This window comes from Bacillus cytotoxicus NVH 391-98 (assembly GCF_000017425.1).
Lineage (GTDB): Bacteria > Bacillota > Bacilli > Bacillales > Bacillaceae_G > Bacillus_A > Bacillus_A cytotoxicus.
This window is the reverse complement of sequence record NC_009674.1, coordinates 260,001-277,500: the sequence shown is the minus strand read 5'-3', so window position 1 is coordinate 277,500 and position 17,500 is coordinate 260,001. Positions and strand designations below refer to the sequence as shown.

The 17,500-nt window shown below is 38.1% G+C and carries 14 protein-coding genes, 2 tRNA genes, 3 rRNA genes and 2 riboswitches (2 of these 21 only partly in view); of the genes, 3 read left to right on the top strand and 16 right to left on the bottom strand.

From position 1 onward, the window contains the following. From BCER98_RS01545 to groES, 7 genes are all read right to left on the bottom strand, one after another. Positions 1-163 (bottom strand): 16S ribosomal RNA (locus BCER98_RS01545) (it extends 1,388 nt beyond the left edge of the window). Between the two features lie 404 nt (positions 164-567). After that, positions 568-2,085, bottom strand: a complete 1,518-nt coding sequence (locus tag BCER98_RS01540; protein ID WP_041810188.1) for a sensor histidine kinase — start codon at positions 2,083-2,085, stop codon at positions 568-570. Next, positions 2,081-2,821, bottom strand: coding sequence for a response regulator transcription factor (locus tag BCER98_RS01535; RefSeq protein WP_011983380.1), 741 nt, complete (start codon positions 2,819-2,821; stop codon positions 2,081-2,083). Before BCER98_RS01535 ends, BCER98_RS01540 begins: the two co-directional genes overlap by 5 nt. Before the next feature lie 104 nt (positions 2,822-2,925). Further along, positions 2,926-4,251, bottom strand: coding sequence for an NCS2 family permease (locus tag BCER98_RS01530; protein WP_011983379.1), 1,326 nt, complete (start codon positions 4,249-4,251; stop codon positions 2,926-2,928). 129 nt (positions 4,252-4,380) lie between these two features. Beyond that, positions 4,381-4,483, bottom strand: a riboswitch (purine riboswitch). Between the two features lie 141 nt (positions 4,484-4,624). Further along, the gene (guaA, locus tag BCER98_RS01525) at positions 4,625-6,163 is read right to left on the bottom strand and encodes a glutamine-hydrolyzing GMP synthase (protein WP_011983378.1); all 1,539 of its coding nucleotides are present in this window, start codon (positions 6,161-6,163) and stop codon (positions 4,625-4,627) included. A 162-nt stretch (positions 6,164-6,325) separates the two neighbouring features. Beyond that, a riboswitch (purine riboswitch) is annotated at positions 6,326-6,427 on the bottom strand. Between the two features lie 171 nt (positions 6,428-6,598). Continuing rightward, the gene (groL, locus tag BCER98_RS01520) at positions 6,599-8,227 is read right to left on the bottom strand and encodes a chaperonin GroEL (RefSeq protein ID WP_011983377.1); all 1,629 of its coding nucleotides are present in this window, start codon (positions 8,225-8,227) and stop codon (positions 6,599-6,601) included. A gap of 34 nt (positions 8,228-8,261) precedes the next feature. Beyond that, positions 8,262-8,546 carry a co-chaperone GroES gene (gene groES, locus BCER98_RS01515; RefSeq protein ID WP_011983376.1) on the bottom strand — a complete coding sequence of 95 codons (285 nt, stop codon included), beginning with the start codon at positions 8,544-8,546 and terminating at the stop codon, positions 8,262-8,264. 390 nt (positions 8,547-8,936) lie between these two features. Between groES and BCER98_RS01510 the strand changes: the two genes are divergently transcribed. Then, the gene (locus BCER98_RS01510; protein ID WP_011983375.1) at positions 8,937-9,689 is read left to right on the top strand and encodes a CPBP family intramembrane glutamic endopeptidase; all 753 of its coding nucleotides are present in this window, start codon (positions 8,937-8,939) and stop codon (positions 9,687-9,689) included. Then, the gene (locus tag BCER98_RS01505; protein WP_011983374.1) at positions 9,686-9,877 is read left to right on the top strand and encodes a YdiK family protein; all 192 of its coding nucleotides are present in this window, start codon (positions 9,686-9,688) and stop codon (positions 9,875-9,877) included. The genes BCER98_RS01510 and BCER98_RS01505 overlap by 4 nt, the downstream gene beginning before the upstream one ends. A gap of 24 nt (positions 9,878-9,901) precedes the next feature. Here BCER98_RS01505 and BCER98_RS01500 read toward each other — a convergent pair whose 3' ends face one another. Next, positions 9,902-10,531 (bottom strand): redox-sensing transcriptional repressor Rex, encoded by a 630-nt coding sequence (locus tag BCER98_RS01500; RefSeq protein WP_011983373.1) that lies wholly within the window; start codon positions 10,529-10,531, stop codon positions 9,902-9,904. 188 nt (positions 10,532-10,719) lie between these two features. Here BCER98_RS01500 and BCER98_RS01495 point away from each other — a divergent pair, with 188 nt between their 5' ends. Further along, a complete protein-coding gene (locus tag BCER98_RS01495; protein ID WP_041809381.1) occupies positions 10,720-12,645 on the top strand; it encodes an ABC-F family ATP-binding cassette domain-containing protein in 1,926 nt (641 codons plus the stop codon). Positions 12,646-13,026: 381 nt separating this feature from the next. On the opposite strand, the gene tsaD is transcribed toward BCER98_RS01495, so the two are convergent. The 8 genes from tsaD to BCER98_RS01455 all read right to left on the bottom strand — a co-directional run. After that, entirely contained in the window at positions 13,027-14,043 is a 1,017-nt protein-coding gene (gene tsaD, locus BCER98_RS01490; RefSeq protein ID WP_011983371.1) for a tRNA (adenosine(37)-N6)-threonylcarbamoyltransferase complex transferase subunit TsaD, read from the bottom strand. Continuing rightward, positions 14,043-14,486: a ribosomal protein S18-alanine N-acetyltransferase gene (rimI, locus tag BCER98_RS01485; protein ID WP_041809378.1), complete on the bottom strand. Its 444-nt coding sequence runs from the start codon at positions 14,484-14,486 to the stop codon at positions 14,043-14,045. The genes tsaD and rimI overlap by 1 nt, the downstream gene beginning before the upstream one ends. Before the next feature lie 11 nt (positions 14,487-14,497). Then, positions 14,498-15,190 carry a tRNA (adenosine(37)-N6)-threonylcarbamoyltransferase complex dimerization subunit type 1 TsaB gene (gene tsaB, locus BCER98_RS01480; protein ID WP_011983369.1) on the bottom strand — a complete coding sequence of 231 codons (693 nt, stop codon included), beginning with the start codon at positions 15,188-15,190 and terminating at the stop codon, positions 14,498-14,500. After that, the gene (gene tsaE / locus BCER98_RS01475) at positions 15,171-15,644 is read right to left on the bottom strand and encodes a tRNA (adenosine(37)-N6)-threonylcarbamoyltransferase complex ATPase subunit type 1 TsaE (protein ID WP_011983368.1); all 474 of its coding nucleotides are present in this window, start codon (positions 15,642-15,644) and stop codon (positions 15,171-15,173) included. Before tsaE ends, tsaB begins: the two co-directional genes overlap by 20 nt. A gap of 176 nt (positions 15,645-15,820) precedes the next feature. Further along, a tRNA-Asp gene (locus BCER98_RS01470) sits at positions 15,821-15,896 on the bottom strand. Between the two features lie 3 nt (positions 15,897-15,899). Then, a tRNA-Met gene (locus tag BCER98_RS01465) sits at positions 15,900-15,976 on the bottom strand. A gap of 10 nt (positions 15,977-15,986) precedes the next feature. Then, positions 15,987-16,102 (bottom strand): 5S ribosomal RNA (gene rrf, locus BCER98_RS01460). A 93-nt stretch (positions 16,103-16,195) separates the two neighbouring features. Further along, positions 16,196-17,500, bottom strand: a 23S ribosomal RNA gene (locus BCER98_RS01455) (it continues 1,617 nt past the right edge of the window).

Sequence of the window (17,500 nt, the reverse complement as noted above, 5' to 3'; positions counted from 1 at the left end):
GGTTTCCCGGAGTTATCCCAGTCTTATGGGCAGGTTACCCACGTGTTACTCACCCGTCCGCCGCTAACTTCTTAAGAGCAAGCTCTTAATCCGTTCGCTCGACTTGCATGTATTAGGCACGCCGCCAGCGTTCATCCTGAGCCAGGATCAAACTCTCCAATAAAGTTTGTCTAGCATCATAAATAAAAATTGACGTTTCACGTTGTTTGTTTCGTTCAGTTTTCAAAGAACTCGTTTGCCGCTTCATTTGCGACTTCCTTATGTTAACATTTTTATATTTCAATGTCAACTAAGTTTTTTTATTTCGTTTGTCGCGTTTTGCGTTATTTCTATCAGCGACTCGTATAATATTACACCTCTACTCACTAATAGTCAACATGTTTTTCTAAAAAAATATAAAAAGACTTACTCTCTATAAGTAAGCCTTTTTCTTCATTCCCACTGATTATGAGCCCTCACCAATCAGGCTGTTACGGGCAGCCCTACTTCCACCTATCTTCTTGCTACTCTTTGAACCTTGAGGTGGGAGTCTTACTGCTCGAGAACAGCGGGATAAAACACCTTCATTTACTTCTCTTCCATGATAGGTAATGAAACGATAAACTGAATCTCTCCATCTTCATAATGAGCTCGAATTTGACCTCCCTGGAGTTCTACAATGCTTTTTGCAATCGCGAGACCAAGCCCAGATCCTTCTTTGACTCTACTTCGCGATTGATCTTTCTTATAAAAACGCTCGAATAAATTAGCCAATTCTTCTTTTGTAAATTCTTCACTATAATTTGCCACAATGATTTGGATATCACGTCTTTGTCTTTGAAGTGATACTTTAATCTCTCCATTATCTTTACTATACTTAATCGCATTCATTAATAAATTCTCAAACACACGAACCATCTTCTCCGAATCAATCGTAGCATACATACGTTCTTCAGGAAAATGTTTTATGAATGTCAGTCCTTCTTCTTCAGCCTGCGGGACTAACTCTTCTATTAATTGTTCTAGAAGTTCATTGATACATACTTCTTGCTTTTCTAATATGACCTTTTCATTCGTTAATTTCGTATACTCGAATAAATCTTCTATTAAATTCTTTAACTGCTCCGACTTCGTAAAAGCAATTCTTGTATATTCATCATGCTGTTCTTTATTTTCGTATTTAGAATCACGAAGCAATCGTAAATACCCCATAATAGAAGTAAGGGGTGTTCGTAAATCATGAGATACGTTTGTAATCAATTCATTTTTTTGCTTTTCTATCCGTCTTTCTTTTTCTATATTAGAAAACAATTCTTCTGCCATCTGATTCATATTCACAGCCAACAAACTTAACTCATCTTGTCCCTTCTCTGGAATTCTATGTTGTAGATTTCCTTTTGTAATTTCTTTTACCCCTTCGGCCATTGCCTCAATCTGCTTCATTTTTCTTTTTGTTAGATAAAAGAAAGAAAATAAAAAAAGAACAAATCCTATTAGAAACGGAAACGGGCCATCATTCTGTACTTCTCGAATATTCCCTTGTGGTATACCACTTGCAATCATATACATATTTTTCTCTTCAATTGTCAAAGGATAAAAAGTTGTAAACTCTTTACGTTCTCTTTCTATTTCATTATCTATTACATCTTTTTGATATTCATATTGAGAACGATTTATTTTGAAACTCATAATATTACGAATTGTACTATGAAGATTAATTTGTTCTTCTTGAGCACCTTTCGTCTTATATATAACTTTCCCGTTCTCATCAACAATTAGAACTTTTAACTCTCTTTGATATTCTGGACGTTCCAAAACTTCTTGGACGTTAACAGAAGCCCCTTCCCTTACAATAGCCGCTACAAGACTTTCAGCGGTTGTATCAATAAATCGCATACCAGATGAATAATCAATTACAGAATATTTATTTATTCCTTGAAAAAACGGAGATGATGCCCACACTCCCATGATTCCCAGCAAGCTACAGAGAGCAAACGTCGTTATCAGTTGTACACGCAAACTCTTTTGTACCCCACATATTCCTTTATATATTATTTTTTTTAAAATCCCACTTATCCAACCAATTGGTCTAAATATATTTTTAATTATCCTTCTCAACCTTATACCCCACTCCCCATACTGTTTTTATGTATCTCGGCTTTCTTGCATTTTCTTCAACCTTCTCGCGAATTTTTCGAATATGTACCATTACAGTATTGTCTGACTGAAAAGACCTTTCATTCCACACCTTTTCATAAATTTGTTCTGTACTAAATACCATCCCTGAATTGCGCACTAGTAACTCTAAAATTGAAAATTCCCTTGGTGTTAATTTCACCTCTCGATCCGCTACAACTACCTCATGTGTAGAAACATTTATTTTTATATCCCCAATCTCTATTTCATTTTCGTTTTCAATCATAAATCCGCTCATTTTCATATATCGACGAAGTTGTGATTTCACTCTTGCTACAAGTTCTAACGGATTAAATGGTTTTGTCACATAATCATCTGCACCTGTTGTTAATCCTAAAATTTTATCCATATCTTGTGTTTTAGCCGATAACATAATAATCGGCATTTCTTTTTGTTCTCTTACTTTCATGCACATATGAATCCCATCAATTTTTGGCATCATAATATCTAGTACAACTAAATGGACTTCATTGTTTTCTAATATCTCTAACCCTTCTGCTCCATCTCCTGCTTGCAGTATGTTATATCCTTCATTCTTTAAATAAATTGTAATTAAATCTCTAATTTCTTTTTCATCATCTACAACAAGTATTGTTTCTTGTCTCACAATATCTCCCCCAAAATTCTTAAACTCCCTACTTTCCATTATAAAAAAACTTCTAAAGAAAAACGGTGCGAAATCCTTAAGATTTTCTGAAGACGTAAAAAAAGGTCTAGACCCCCTCTTAGTCTAGACCTTTAAAAACCCCTCTACTTCCGAACATAGATGAAATATAGTACGAATAAAACTCCCATTACATACATAATTGGATGAACTTCTTTACGTCGTCCACTTACAACCATTGTAATTGGATAGAAGATGAATCCAATTGCAATTCCCGTTGCGATACTATACGTAAGTGGCATTGAAATAATTGTGAAAAATGCTGGTACAGCAATCTCGAACTTTTTCCACTCAATTTCCCCTAAAGATGAAACCATTAAAATCCCTACAATAATTAAAGCTGGCGCCGTTACAGCTGGCGTTATAACACTTAATAGCGGTGAAAAGAAAAGTGCCAGTAAGAAGAATCCTGCTGTTACAACTGCTGTAAATCCAGAACGTCCTCCCGCTGCTACCCCTGCAGACGACTCAATATAGGAAGTTGTTGTAGAAGTGCCTAGAATCGCACCAATTACAGTCGCAATCGCATCTGCAAATAATGCTTTCCCTGCACGTGGTAATTTATTACCCTTCATTAAACCCGCTTGATTGACAACCGCTACGAGTGTACCTGCTGTATCAAAGAAATCGATAAAGAAGAATGTTATAATAACAATCCCCATTTGAACAGTAAAAATATCTCCAAAGTGCGTTAACGCCATACCGAACGTCGGTTCTAAACTTGGAATTGCTCCTACTACAGCTTTTGGCGTATCAATTAATCCTGTTGCCATTCCAAGAATAGCTGTAAGAATCATCCCATAGAACACTGCACCATTTATCTTTTTAATCATTAAAATAATCGTAACAACTACTCCGAAAATCGCTAACAACGTTGCGCCCTTTGTTAAGTCTCCTAATCCAACAAGAACCGCATCATTTTTCACGATAATTCCGGCATTTTGAAAACCCAAAAAGGCGATAAATAAGCCAATACCTGCTGCTACCGCAAGTTTTAACTCTGCAGGAATTGCATTAATAATTTTTTCACGGATACCAAGAGCTGTAATAATAATGAAGATAATACCTGATACGAGTGTTCCCGCAATTGCTGTCTGCCATGGAACTCCCATTGTTAATACCGCTGTGTAAGCAAAGAAAGAAGTAATCCCTACACCTGGCGCTAATGCTATTGGATATTTTGCAAAAATCCCCATAATTAAAGAACCGATTGCTGCCGCTAATGCAGTGGCAACGAATACTGCTCCCGGATCCATTCCGGTTCCTGCCGGTAGTCCTTTAATGTTTCCAAGTGACAGTGTGGCAGGATTAACAAATAGTACGTAGGCCATAGATAAAAATGTTGTTAACCCTGCAATGAACTCAGTCTTATAATTTGTACCGAGCTCATCAAACTGAAAATAACGTTTCATCTTACGTTTCCTCCGTTGTATAATGACTCGTCGCACTTCATCCTAGCCCTCTTTTATCCTAAAAAATAAAAAAGGCTTCCATTGCCTATATACATGGAAGCGTTCTATAAATAAAGATAAATTCCCCTTATCTTTATAAAAACGCCTCGTAGTCAAGCCATTTACGGTAGCTAGGTAGAAACTTTCGGGCCATATCCCCGAGATTATACGACGGCTATAATATTCACTTTTTGTATCAATCATATAATCATATTAGCGTACAAAAAAATATATGTCAACTTAAAAACGAACAATTTTATAAGTTAAACTTTTTTTGTTCGTATAAAAAAGATCCATCTATATATAAGATGGACCTTCCTGCAAATAAATAGTTTTATTCCCACTCAATCGTTGCTGGTGGCTTAGAAGTAATATCATATACAACGCGGTTCACGTGTTTTACTTCGTTTACGATACGTACAGAGATTTTCTCTAATACGTCCCAAGGGATACGTGCCCAGTCAGCTGTCATACCGTCAATTGATGTTACGGCACGGATACCTACTGTATAATCGTAAGTACGCTCGTCACCCATAACACCTACGCTGCGCATACCAGGAAGCGCAGTGAAGTATTGCCAAATTTCACGGTCTAATCCTGCTTTTTGGATTTCCTCACGTAAAATCGCATCAGATTCACGAACAATTTCTAATTTTTCTTCTGTAATTTCACCTAATACACGAATACCAAGTCCAGGACCTGGGAATGGTTGACGCCATACAATTTCATCAGGAATTCCTAGTTCTGATCCTAATACACGTACTTCATCTTTAAATAACGTATTTAAAGGCTCGATTAATTTGAACTGCATATCTTCTGGAAGTCCACCTACGTTATGGTGAGATTTAATTGTTTGCGCAGTTGCTGTACCACTTTCAATAATGTCTGTGTACAGTGTACCTTGCGCTAAGAAGTCTATTCCTTCTAATTTAGCAGCTTCATCATCAAAAACATAAATGAATTCGTTACCGATAATTTTACGTTTTTGTTCAGGATCTTCTACACCTTTTAGCTTTTTCATGAAGCGTTCTCTAGCATCGATTTTAATAACATTCATATGGAAGCCTTCGCTAAATGTTTTCATAACACCTTCTGCTTCACCTTTACGAAGTAAACCGTGGTCAACAAAAATACATGTTAACTGATCACCGATTGCTTTATGAATTAATACAGCTACAACAGAAGAATCTACACCACCGCTAAGTGCACATAGTACTTTTTTATCACCAACTGTTTCACGAATTTTTTCTAATTCTACTTCAATAAAGTTCTCCATGTTCCAGCCTTCAGAACAACCGCATACGCCGAATACGAAGTTTTTAATTAAATCATTACCGTGCTCAGAGTGACGTACTTCTGGATGGAATTGTACACCGTATAACTGCTTTTCTTCATTGCTCATACCAGCAATTGGACAAGATTCGCTCGTTGCATCTACTACAAAGCCTTCTGGTAAACCTGTTACTAAGTCACCATGGCTCATCCATACAACTTGTTCTTCTGGCAGGTTTGTATATAATTTTGATTCATTCTCTACTTTCAGAACTGCTTTTCCGTACTCACGATGGTTTGCTCGCTCTACTTTTCCACCAAAGTGTTTTGTCATCAGCTGCATGCCGTAACAAATACCAAAAATAGGTAATCCTAGCTCAAAAATTTTCTCATCACAGTGGAATGCATTTTCGCCGTATACACTATTTGGTCCACCAGAGAAAATGATACCTTTTGGATTCATTGCTTTAATTTCTTCCGCAGTAATTGTGTGTGGATGAAGCTCACTGTACACACCGAACTCACGAATGCGACGTGCAATTAATTGGTTGTACTGACTTCCAAAGTCTAAAACGATAATCGTATCGTGCTGTTTTTTCAAAATAATCACCCCAACGTTAATTCTGTATATAAATATTTTCACCAAATTAGGCAAAAAGCATTACCAATATAATAAAAAAAGCCAGTCCCCCACCTCTCGTCTCATAAATAAAGAAAAGGCAGGAGTCTAGCTTTATAAAGATAGTATGTTGCTCTTTATAAACATAAGACGCACTGCCTTCATAGTCAGGTTGTTTACGGTAACCCGGTAGAGACTCTCAAACCATATTATTGAGGATATATGAAGGATTGTTTTATATTATCTTTCTAGATTCTAACAATGAAATATCAATACGGTCAAGAGAGAACACGACAAAATTCTACAGAAATTATATTTCGGTTACGATAAAACCTTTTTTACTATAATTTCGAGAAATTTGATAACAAAAAACACCCATCTCTCGAAAAGAGATGAGTGTTTTAGCGAATAATGAAATTACATCATTCCTGGCATGCCGCCCATTGCACCCATGTCTGGCATTGCCGGTTTATTTTCTTCTGGTTTGTCAGCTACTACTGCTTCTGTTGTTAAGAACATTGCTGCAACAGATGCTGCGTTTTGAAGTGCAGAACGAGTTACTTTTGCTGGGTCTACGATACCAGACTCAAGCATGTTTACCCATTCGCCTGTTGCTGCGTTGAAACCAACACCTACTTTTTCGCCTTTTAGACGTTCTACCACTACAGATCCTTCTAGACCAGCGTTGATTGCGATTTGGCGAACTGGCTCTTCTAATGCACGAAGTACAATGTTGATACCTGTTGCTTCGTCGCCTTCAGCTGCAATAGAAGCTACTTTAGCGTATACATTCATAAGTGAAGTACCGCCACCTGCAACAATACCTTCTTCTACTGCTGCACGAGTTGAGTTAAGTGCATCTTCAATGCGAAGTTTACGTTCTTTTAACTCAGTTTCAGTTGCTGCACCTACTTTAATTACTGCAACGCCACCTGCAAGTTTAGCAAGACGTTCTTGTAATTTTTCACGATCGAATTCAGAAGTTGTTTCTTCTAATTGCGCACGGATTTGACCGATGCGAGCTTCGATTTGTTCAGTGCTTCCTACACCTTCTACGATTGTTGTGTTTTCTTTCGTTACCACAACTTTACCAGCGCGTCCTAAAGACTCAATTGTAGCTGATTTTAAGTCGCGGCCTAGTTCTTCAGTGATTACTTCGCCATCCGTTAAGATTGCGATATCTTCTAACATTGCTTTACGACGGTCACCAAATCCTGGAGCTTTAACAGCTACTACATTGAATGTACCGCGAAGTTTGTTTACTACTAATGTAGCTAACGCTTCACCTTCTACATCTTCAGCGATAATAAGAAGTGGTTTACCTTGTTGTACCACTTGTTCTAACACTGGTAAGATCTCTTGAATGTTAGAAATCTTTTTGTCAGTAATTAAGATATATGGGTTATCAAGAACTGCTTCCATTTTGTCAGAATCAGTAATCATGTAAGGAGATGCATATCCACGATCAAATTGCATACCTTCTACTACATCTAATTCTGTTGTGAATCCTTTAGATTCTTCTAATGTAATAACGCCATCATTACCAACGCGTTCCATCGCTTCTGCAATTAATTGACCTACTTCTTCGTCAGCAGCAGAAATAGCCGCTACTTGTGCGATAGAAGATTTACCTTCAATTGGCTTAGAAATTGTTTTTAACTCTTCTACTGCTGTAGCAACAGCTTTTTCAATACCTTTGCGAAGACCCATTGGGTTTGCACCAGCTGTTACGTTTTTCAAACCTTCACGAATCATAGCTTGTGCTAATACAGTTGCAGTTGTTGTTCCGTCACCAGCTACATCATTTGTTTTGCTAGCAACTTCTGCTACTAATTTTGCACCCATGTTTTCAAAAGCATCTTCTAATTCAATTTCTTTTGCGATTGTTACACCGTCATTTGTAATAAGTGGTGAACCAAATTTTTTCTCAAGTACAACGTTGCGACCTTTTGGTCCAAGTGTTACTTTTACTGCGTTTGCAAGAGTGTCGACACCGCGAAGCATCGAACGACGTGCTTCTTCACTAAATTTAATATCTTTTGCCATAATATTGACCCCCTTGGATTTTTTAAATATATAATTAACCGATAACTGCTAAAATGTCACTTTCGCGTAAAATCAAGTAGTCTGTACCTTCATATTTCACTTCAGTACCTGCATATTTTGAGAAGATGATACGATCGCCTGCTGCTACCTCTAAAGCAACACGCTCACCATTTTCAAGCACTCGCCCAGTACCTACTGCAATAACTTTACCCTCTTGTGGTTTTTCTTTTGCAGTGTCTGGTAATACAATACCGCTTGCTGTTTTTTCTTCCGCTTGAACAAGTTCAATTACAACGCGATCACCTAATGGCTTTAGCATGAACAATAACCTCCTCATTTTTCTATGTAAATTCTTTTATTAGCACTCAAGTCTACCGAGTGCTAACACACTTATAATAATAAATAATCTCAATTTCTTTTGCAAGTAAAAAAATCATAATTTTTTCTCAAATCACGATATAAACTTTTCTACAAAGCATCATTTTTTATAGAACTCTATATATGAATCAACGTTTCTACCTATCGTATGTTACAATAGGAAAGATACCATAAGTTGTTTTCTCTATTCGAACACCTTTTTCCTGTCTCCTATTTTATTTTTAAATAAAATTTTTTCATAAAAGCAGTACTTACATAATATTCGACTGGCTGATTACATGTAATCCGGCCTGATCTCATAAGATAAAATTAGAAAGGATGGTTATCCCACTTGAAAAAACAATATTGGTGGATTGTCGTTACATACATTGTTATGCAGTTATCAGGAATCATTGGCTTGCCCCTTCTCGCAAAAACTGGTCTATACGATAATAGAGGATTTACAGGTGAAGAAAAAATTCAACTTCTAACCGGTCATTGGGCTATTATTAGCTTCTTTATCGCATTATGTATTGTATTGTTATTACTTAGAACCGATATTCGCGATAGACATTTGGATACAAAACGCTCGAATATCCCTGCGACAATTGGTTGGATTTTTATTGGCTTCTTTATGGCATTTTTTGCTCAAACAATTGCAGGTGTCATCGAGATGCATGTACTAGGTATTAAGCCTGGCTCTGAAAATACCGCACATTTAATGGAAATTGCAAGAACGACTCCATGGTTCCTTATTGTTATCTCAATAATAGGACCTATTTTAGAAGAAATTGTATTTAGAAAGATTTTATTTGGTACATTATATAAAAAGTTCAACTTCTTTATCGCAGCAATTATTAGTTCGCTTGTGTTTGCTGCTATCCATTTTGATTTTACACACTTATTAATATACACTGCTATGGGCCTTGTGTTTGCCTTTTTATATGTGCAAACGCGTCGAATTATCGTTCCGATTATGGCTCATGTTGGAATGAATACAGTAGTCGCAGTAGTTCAAGTTTTCGTAAGTAATAACGAACAAATACAAGAGCTAATGAAACAAGCTGAAAAAATGCAAGGCTTTATCGGAGGATTTTTAACATGAGAAATTCACCTTTGTTCATGGCAGCACTATATTTCCTTCTTGGCTGCATCTTTGTAGTCTTTGCTATCATGAAAGCAACAGATACTGTTTGGAACATCTGGACAATACTGTTCGCTGCTATGGCAACAATTGACTTTAATCTAGCACTTCGATTGATTTTAGTTAAATTCATAAAGAAAAAACAGTAAAACGCAGAGGGATTCCTCTGCGTTTTACTGTGGATAATTTTTCAGAAAATAAACAAGCGTTTGTAATTCTACTGCTAAATCAATATGATGAATCCTTATTTTTTCTGATACATTTAACCGTGCCGGTGTAAAATTCAAAATACCGTGTACACTTGTATAAGCCAATCGATCTGCTACAGCTTGTGCAACGTTAGCAGGTACTGTTAGTATTGCCACTTGTATATCATTCGTTAGTCGCTCTTCCAATTCATCCAAATGATATACAGGAATTCCTCCGATTTCTTTTCCCACTTTCTCTTCATCGACATCAAATGCCATTTCAATTTTCGTATTATTATTTTTTGTGAAATTGTAATGTAAGAAAGCGGTCCCTAAATTCCCTACTCCAATAAGTGCCACGCGTGTTATATCATCTTGATCAAGCGTTTCACGGAAAAATGATAATAAATAGTTTACATTATATCCATATCCTTTTTTCCCTAACGCTCCAAAATATGAGAAATCTCTTCGAATTGTTGCGGAATCTACCTTCACCGCTTCACTCAATTCTGCTGATGAAACACGTTGCTTACCAGAAAGAGATAAATTTTGGATAAATCGATAGTATAGAGGCAATCTTTTGGCTGTGGCCTGCGGAATCTTTTGCTGATCCATATAACCTCTCCTCTCTTCCTATCTTTGTTCGTATACTTGGAATAAATACAAAAGTTTAGCACTTATAACATTCCTTGTATAATAAAGAAAGAAAGAAAAACTCTCTTTATTTTAAACTATACACTATTTTTAGTATGATTGAGAAATATAAACTTGGCAAAGTTAAGAATTTATTTGAGGTGAAAACATTGATTTTATTACAAGTGAATGGGCTTTCAAAATTATATGGTGCTGAAACAATTCTAGCTCATATTAAATTGGAAGTTCAAACAAAAGACCGTATTGCACTAGTCGGCCGAAACGGTGCTGGAAAATCTACATTATTAAAAATAATCGCTGGAGAATTGTCTTATGATAGCGGTGAAATAATAAAGCCGAAAGATGTTTCAATTGGCTACCTAGCTCAAAATACTGGATTAGAAACTTCTTTAACAATTTGGGATGAGATGCTAACTGTCTTCACACATTTACAGGAAATGGAGAAAAGACTGCGAAGGTTAGAGCATGAGATGGGATTAGAAGAAAACTTCTCAAATGCTGTCGTCTACGAAAAATTACTTCGTGAGTATGATCAGCTACAGTTAGATTATAAAAATCAAGGTGGTTATCAATATGAAGCTGATATTCGCTCAATTGTAAGCGGGCTCGGTTTCCCACCTGAAACACACCAAACAACCATTTCCACATTAAGCGGTGGACAAAAAACAAGATTAGCTCTTGGAAAATTATTATTAACGCGCCCTGATTTACTCATATTAGATGAACCGACCAACCATTTAGATATTGATACATTAACGTGGTTGGAGCAATACTTACAAGGATATCCTGGTGCGATCTTAATCGTTTCTCATGACCGTTACTTTTTAGATAAACTTGTTACTCAAGTATATGAAATTTCTAATAAAGAAAGTAGACGATATGTTGGCAACTATAGTAAATATTTAGAGTTAAAAGCTGCACAATATGAGCAAGAAATGAAACGCTACGAGAAACAACAAGAAGAGATCGCAAAACTTGAAGACTTTGTTCAAAAAAACATTGCACGCGCCTCTACAACGAAGCGGGCGCAAAGTCGACGCAAACAGTTGGAGCGAATGGAATTACTTACTAGACCCGTCGGAGATTCCAAATCCGCCTCGTTCCATTTCGATATTGAAAAACAAAGCGGGAATGATGTCCTCCAATTAAAAGATGTTTCAATTGGCTATGATGAGAATCCTATTATCAAACATGTAAATATGCGTTTAACTCGTGGCGATAGCGTGGCGCTAGTTGGGCCGAATGGAATTGGGAAATCTACATTATTAAAATCTATTGTGAACAAGTTACAAACATTACATGGCGAGATTTCTTTTGGTTCAAATGTATCTGTTGGATATTATGATCAAGAACAAGCAAACTTAACATCATCTAAGCGTGTGTTAGATGAACTATGGGATGATTATCCGCTAGCGCCAGAAAAAGAAATTCGTACACTACTTGGTAATTTTTTATTTACAGGTGATGATGTATTAAAGCCAGTCTCTTCTCTTAGCGGTGGGCAAAAAGCTCGATTAGCCCTAGCAAAATTAATGATGCAAAAGGCAAACTTATTAATTCTCGATGAACCAACCAACCATCTTGATTTAAATAGTAAAGAAATTCTGGAAAATGCATTAATTGATTATCCAGGAACCCTTTTATTCGTATCTCATGATCGCTATTTCATTAACCGTGTCACAACTACAGTCGTTGAGTTATCAACAGACGGTGCAAAAGAATATTTAGGCGACTATGATTACTATATTGAAAAGAAAAATGAAATGATTGAGCGTGCAGAATTTGCACAAAAAGAAGCAGAAATTTCTATTCCCAAAAACTTTGCACAAGAAAAGTTAAGCTATATGGAAGAAAAAGAACGTAAAAAGTTAGAACGTCAACGGATGCGAAAAATTGAGGAACTGGAGCAAAACATTTCTAAACTAGAAGAAGCAATCGAAGAATTAGAAGCTCAGCTCTGTCTGCCTGAAGTATATACAGACTACGAACGTGCAAGTGAAGTTACAGCAGCGAAACAAAACCTTCAAGAACAATTAGAAAAACATATGGGAGAATGGGAAAAATTACATATGTAACCTCTCCATTTATCCCACTATTTATGAGCAGTAAGATTCTCACCTTAAGATTCAGAAAGAAACAAGGAAAATCGGTGAGAATAAGTTGTCCATAACGGTCTAATTGCTGCGGATCTTTAAATAAGGTAGCTACATATTCTTGAGCTACCTTATTTTTTTACCTGCTCGAAGCAACTTTGTGTCATCAGATATCTTACCTATTCTTTTCTATCCACAACATTATACACATATCCACCTTTATAAAATAAAAGCTAAAGTCACTTTTCCACATTATCCACAAATACACAAAAAGTTATCAACATTTTATATTCACAATAAAACCCACATTATCAACAGATAATGTGGGTTTTATCCACAACTTGTGGTTAATTTTGTGTATAACTAATCTTCTATATTTAAACCCGGGTTTGCATTTAATGCGAACGTAGCACGCTTCCCTTGCTTATACGCAATAGTACCTGCCGCTGCAATCATCGCTGCATTATCAGTGCATAACGATAATGGAGGAATAATAAGCTCTATATTTTCTTTTTGTGCAAATTCTTCCTCTAATCGTGTACGAAGTCCTTTATTTGCTGCTACACCACCTGCTAAAAGCACTTGCTTTACATGATATGCTTCAGCTGCACGCACAGCTTTTGTTACCAATACATCTATTACACTTGCTTGGAAACTTGCCGCTAAATCTTCTGGAGCAATTTCTTCCCCGCGCTGTTTGGCGTTATGCACAGTGTTAATAACTGCTGATTTTAATCCACTAAAGCTAAAATCATATGAATCCGGCTCTAACCACGCACGTGGTAAGTCGATCGTTGGTTGCCCTTCATGAGCAAGGCGATCGATATGGGGACCACCTGGATACGGCATAGATAGTGTACGTGCAACCTTGTCATAAGCTTCCCCAGCTGCATCATCTCTTGTTTCACCAATGACTTCAAACGAACCATGCTCTTTCATATAAACAAGCTCTGTATGTCCTCCTGAAACTACAAGTGATAACAATGGAAATTCTAGCTCTTTAACTAAGCGATTTGCATAAATATGGCCGGCAATATGATGGACGCCAACAAGAGGAATATTATGAGCAAAAGCAATCGCTTTAGCTGCATTTACACCGATTAAAAGGGCGCCTACTAATCCCGGTCCTTCCGTCACTGCAATTGCATCAATATCTTCAAAAGAGAGATTTGCCTCTTTTAGTGCCTCTTCTAACACAACTGTAATTTGTTCAACGTGGTGGCGAGACGCAATTTCAGGTACAACGCCGCCAAAGCGCTTATGACTTTCTATTTGCGAAGCAACAACATTCGCTACTATTTCTGTTCCATTTTTCACAACTGCTACAGCTGTTTCATCACAGCTTGTCTCAATACCAAGTATAATCGTATTTTTTTCCATTATAAATTCACCCACATTACAAGACCATCTTCATAATTGTCTGTATAGTATCGTTTTCGAATTCCACCATTTTGGAATCCGTACTTCCGGTATAACTGTTTTGCTACTTCATTTGACACACGAACTTCGAGTGTCATTGTTTTCGCTCCCATTTCCTTTGCTTGTTTCATTACCTCTTGAAGCAGTGCATCTCCAAGTTTTTGGCCACGATATTCTGGTAAAATGGCTATATTGGTTATATGTGATTCATCAATAATAATCCACAATCCACAGTATCCAACTACTAAACCATCTTTTTCAACTACAATATACTGTGAATATTCATTCATTGTTAATTCACGGTAAAATGCATCAGCAGTCCAAGGAGTTGGGAAAGACGCTTCTTCAATCGCTACCACTTGAGCAATATCATCAGTTGTCATCTTTCTAAATGTAATACCCATTTTAATATCTCCTATTTCTTTTGGCTTTCTAACCATTTGGTCTCCGCTTCAGCTAAACGCAAATAGCTCGGTACAAATGTATGTACATTTTGCTCTTCTTTTTGTAAACCTAAAAATGCAAGTTCACTCGGTCTTGGATTATTCTTTGTAAAAGGAGCAAATATCGCTTGATCACCTAGATGCTCTACAATTGTTTTCTGATGCATTTTCACATCGTTACCAATAAATAAAACAGGTTGTTTTTTCTCTTTCAACATTTGTAACCAATCTACAATTAGAACAATACGATCATCTTCTATAGAAGTTAACTGTTCTTTCTCGTATGTATATAATCCTGTATAAATTTGTCCACGTCGGCCATCAAATAAAGGGCAAATAAGACCTTGGAAATTCGCTCCGTTCGCTGCTATCACTTCTAAACTAGATACGCCAACAATTGGTATTTGTAATGACCATGCTAATGTTTTGGCAACTGTTACACCAATACGCACACCTGTATACGATCCTGGACCAGCTGCTACAACAATCTTATTTAGTTCTTTCGGTTTGACATTACATTCCTTTAAAAGTTGATCTACAGCTGGCATAAGGCGTATAGAATGATTCTTTGTTAAATTTGTAATGATTTCCCCGATAACAGTATCTCCCTCAATAAGAGAAACACCCATTACGTAATTTGAAGTATCAATTGCTAGTACTTTCATTTTGTAATAGCTCCTCACATAATCTAATATAGCGGTCTCCTTCTGGTTCTAATACAATCTTTCTTGTATCATTTCCAGCATGAAATATGCTAATTTTTAATTTTTCATTTGGTAAATATGGCTCTATTAAGTGAGCCCATTCTACAACTGTTACCCCTTCACCAAAAAAGTACTCATCAAATCCTAAATCTTCTTCGCTTTCCGCTAAACGGTATACATCCATATGATATAGTGGTAATCTCCCTTTATACTCTTTAATAATGTTGAAAGTTGGGCTATTTACCACTCGCTTCACACCAAGACCTTTTGCAAGTCCCTTTGTAAATGTAGTTTTACCCGCTCCAAGATCGCCTTCTAAAATGAATACATCTTGCGCTGTAACAAGTTTTCCAAGCTTTTCTGATAATTGCTGTGTTTCTTCAGACGAAGTTGTTGTAACTTCATATTTATTCAAAGGTTTCACCTACTTTACTTACAATATTCTCTGCTCTTTATTATACAGGCATTTTGAACATATAAAAAAGACCTTAGGAGTATTCCTAAGGATTAGTTTGACTGTCTCTATAAGTTTTCTTAAAAATAAATAAAAAAATACGAAACAATCTGTTTCGTTCTTTTCTTTGTATAAAATGGCGGTCCCGACCGGGGTCGAACCGGCGATCTCCTGCGTGACAGGCAGGCATGTTAACCACTACACCACGGGACCATTTGGTTGCGGGGACAGGATTTGAACCTGCGACCTTCGGGTTATGAGCCCGACGAGCTACCAGACTGCTCCACCCCGCGATGATATAAAGCTTGGCGACGTCCTACTCTCACAGGGGCAAGGCCCCAACTACCATCGGCGCTAGAGAGCTTAACTTCCGTGTTCGGTATGGGAACGGGTGTGACCTCTCTGCCATCATCACCAAACTATTGAAGGGATATTCCTTCAAAACTAGATAACATTTGCTTCATATTGAATCCAGCTCCAGCGACTCTGAACAAGTCGCTTCCGCTTTTTTATTGGTTAAGTCCTCGATCTATTAGTATTCGTCAGCTCCACGTGTCACCACGCTTCCACCTCGAACCTATCAACCTGATCATCTTTCAGGGATCTTACTAGCTTACGCTATGGGAAATCTCATCTTGAGGGGGGCTTCATGCTTAGATGCTTTCAGCACTTATCCCTTCCGCACATAGCTACCCAGCGATGCCCTTGGCAGAACAACTGGTACACCAGCGGTGCGTCCATCCCGGTCCTCTCGTACTAAGGACAGCTCCTCTCAAATTTCCTACGCCCACGACGGATAGGGACCGAACTGTCTCACGACGTTCTGAACCCAGCTCGCGTACCGCTTTAATGGGCGAACAGCCCAACCCTTGGGACCGACTACAGCCCCAGGATGCGATGAGCCGACATCGAGGTGCCAAACCTCCCCGTCGATGTGGACTCTTGGGGGAGATAAGCCTGTTATCCCCGGGGTAGCTTTTATCCGTTGAGCGATGGCCCTTCCATGCGGAACCACCGGATCACTAAGCCCGACTTTCGTCCCTGCTCGACTTGTAGGTCTCGCAGTCAAGCTCCCTTATGCCTTTGCACTCTACGAATGATTTCCAACCATTCTGAGGGAACCTTTGGGCGCCTCCGTTACACTTTAGGAGGCGACCGCCCCAGTCAAACTGCCCACCTGACACTGTCTCCCGGGTCGATAAGACCCGTAGGTTAGAATTTCAATACAGCCAGGGCGGTATCCCACCAGCGCCTCCACCGAAGCTAGCGCTCCGGCTTCAAAGGCTCCCGCCTATCCTGTACAAGCTGTACCAAAATTCAATATCAGGCTACAGTAAAGCTCCACGGGGTCTTTCCGTCCTGTCGCGGGTAACCTGCATCTTCACAGGTACTATAATTTCACCGAGTCTCTGGTTGAGACAGTGCCCAAATCGTTACACCTTTCGTGCGGGTCGGAACTTACCCGACAAGGAATTTCGCTACCTTAGGACCGTTATAGTTACGGCCGCCGTTTACTGGGGCTTCAGTTCAGAGCTTCGCTTACGCTAACCCCTCTCCTTAACCTTCCAGCACCGGGCAGGTGTCAGCCCCTATACTTCGCCTTACGGCTTCGCAGAGACCTGTGTTTTTGCTAAACAGTCGCTTGGGCCTATTCACTGCGGCTTTCCGTTAAGAAAGCACCCCTTCTCCCGAAGTTACGGGGTCATTTTGCCGAGTTCCTTAACCAGAGTTCTCTCGCTCACCTTAGGATTCTCTCCTCGCCTACCTGTGTCGGTTTGCGGTACAGGCACCTTTTATCTCGCTAGAAGCTTTTCTTG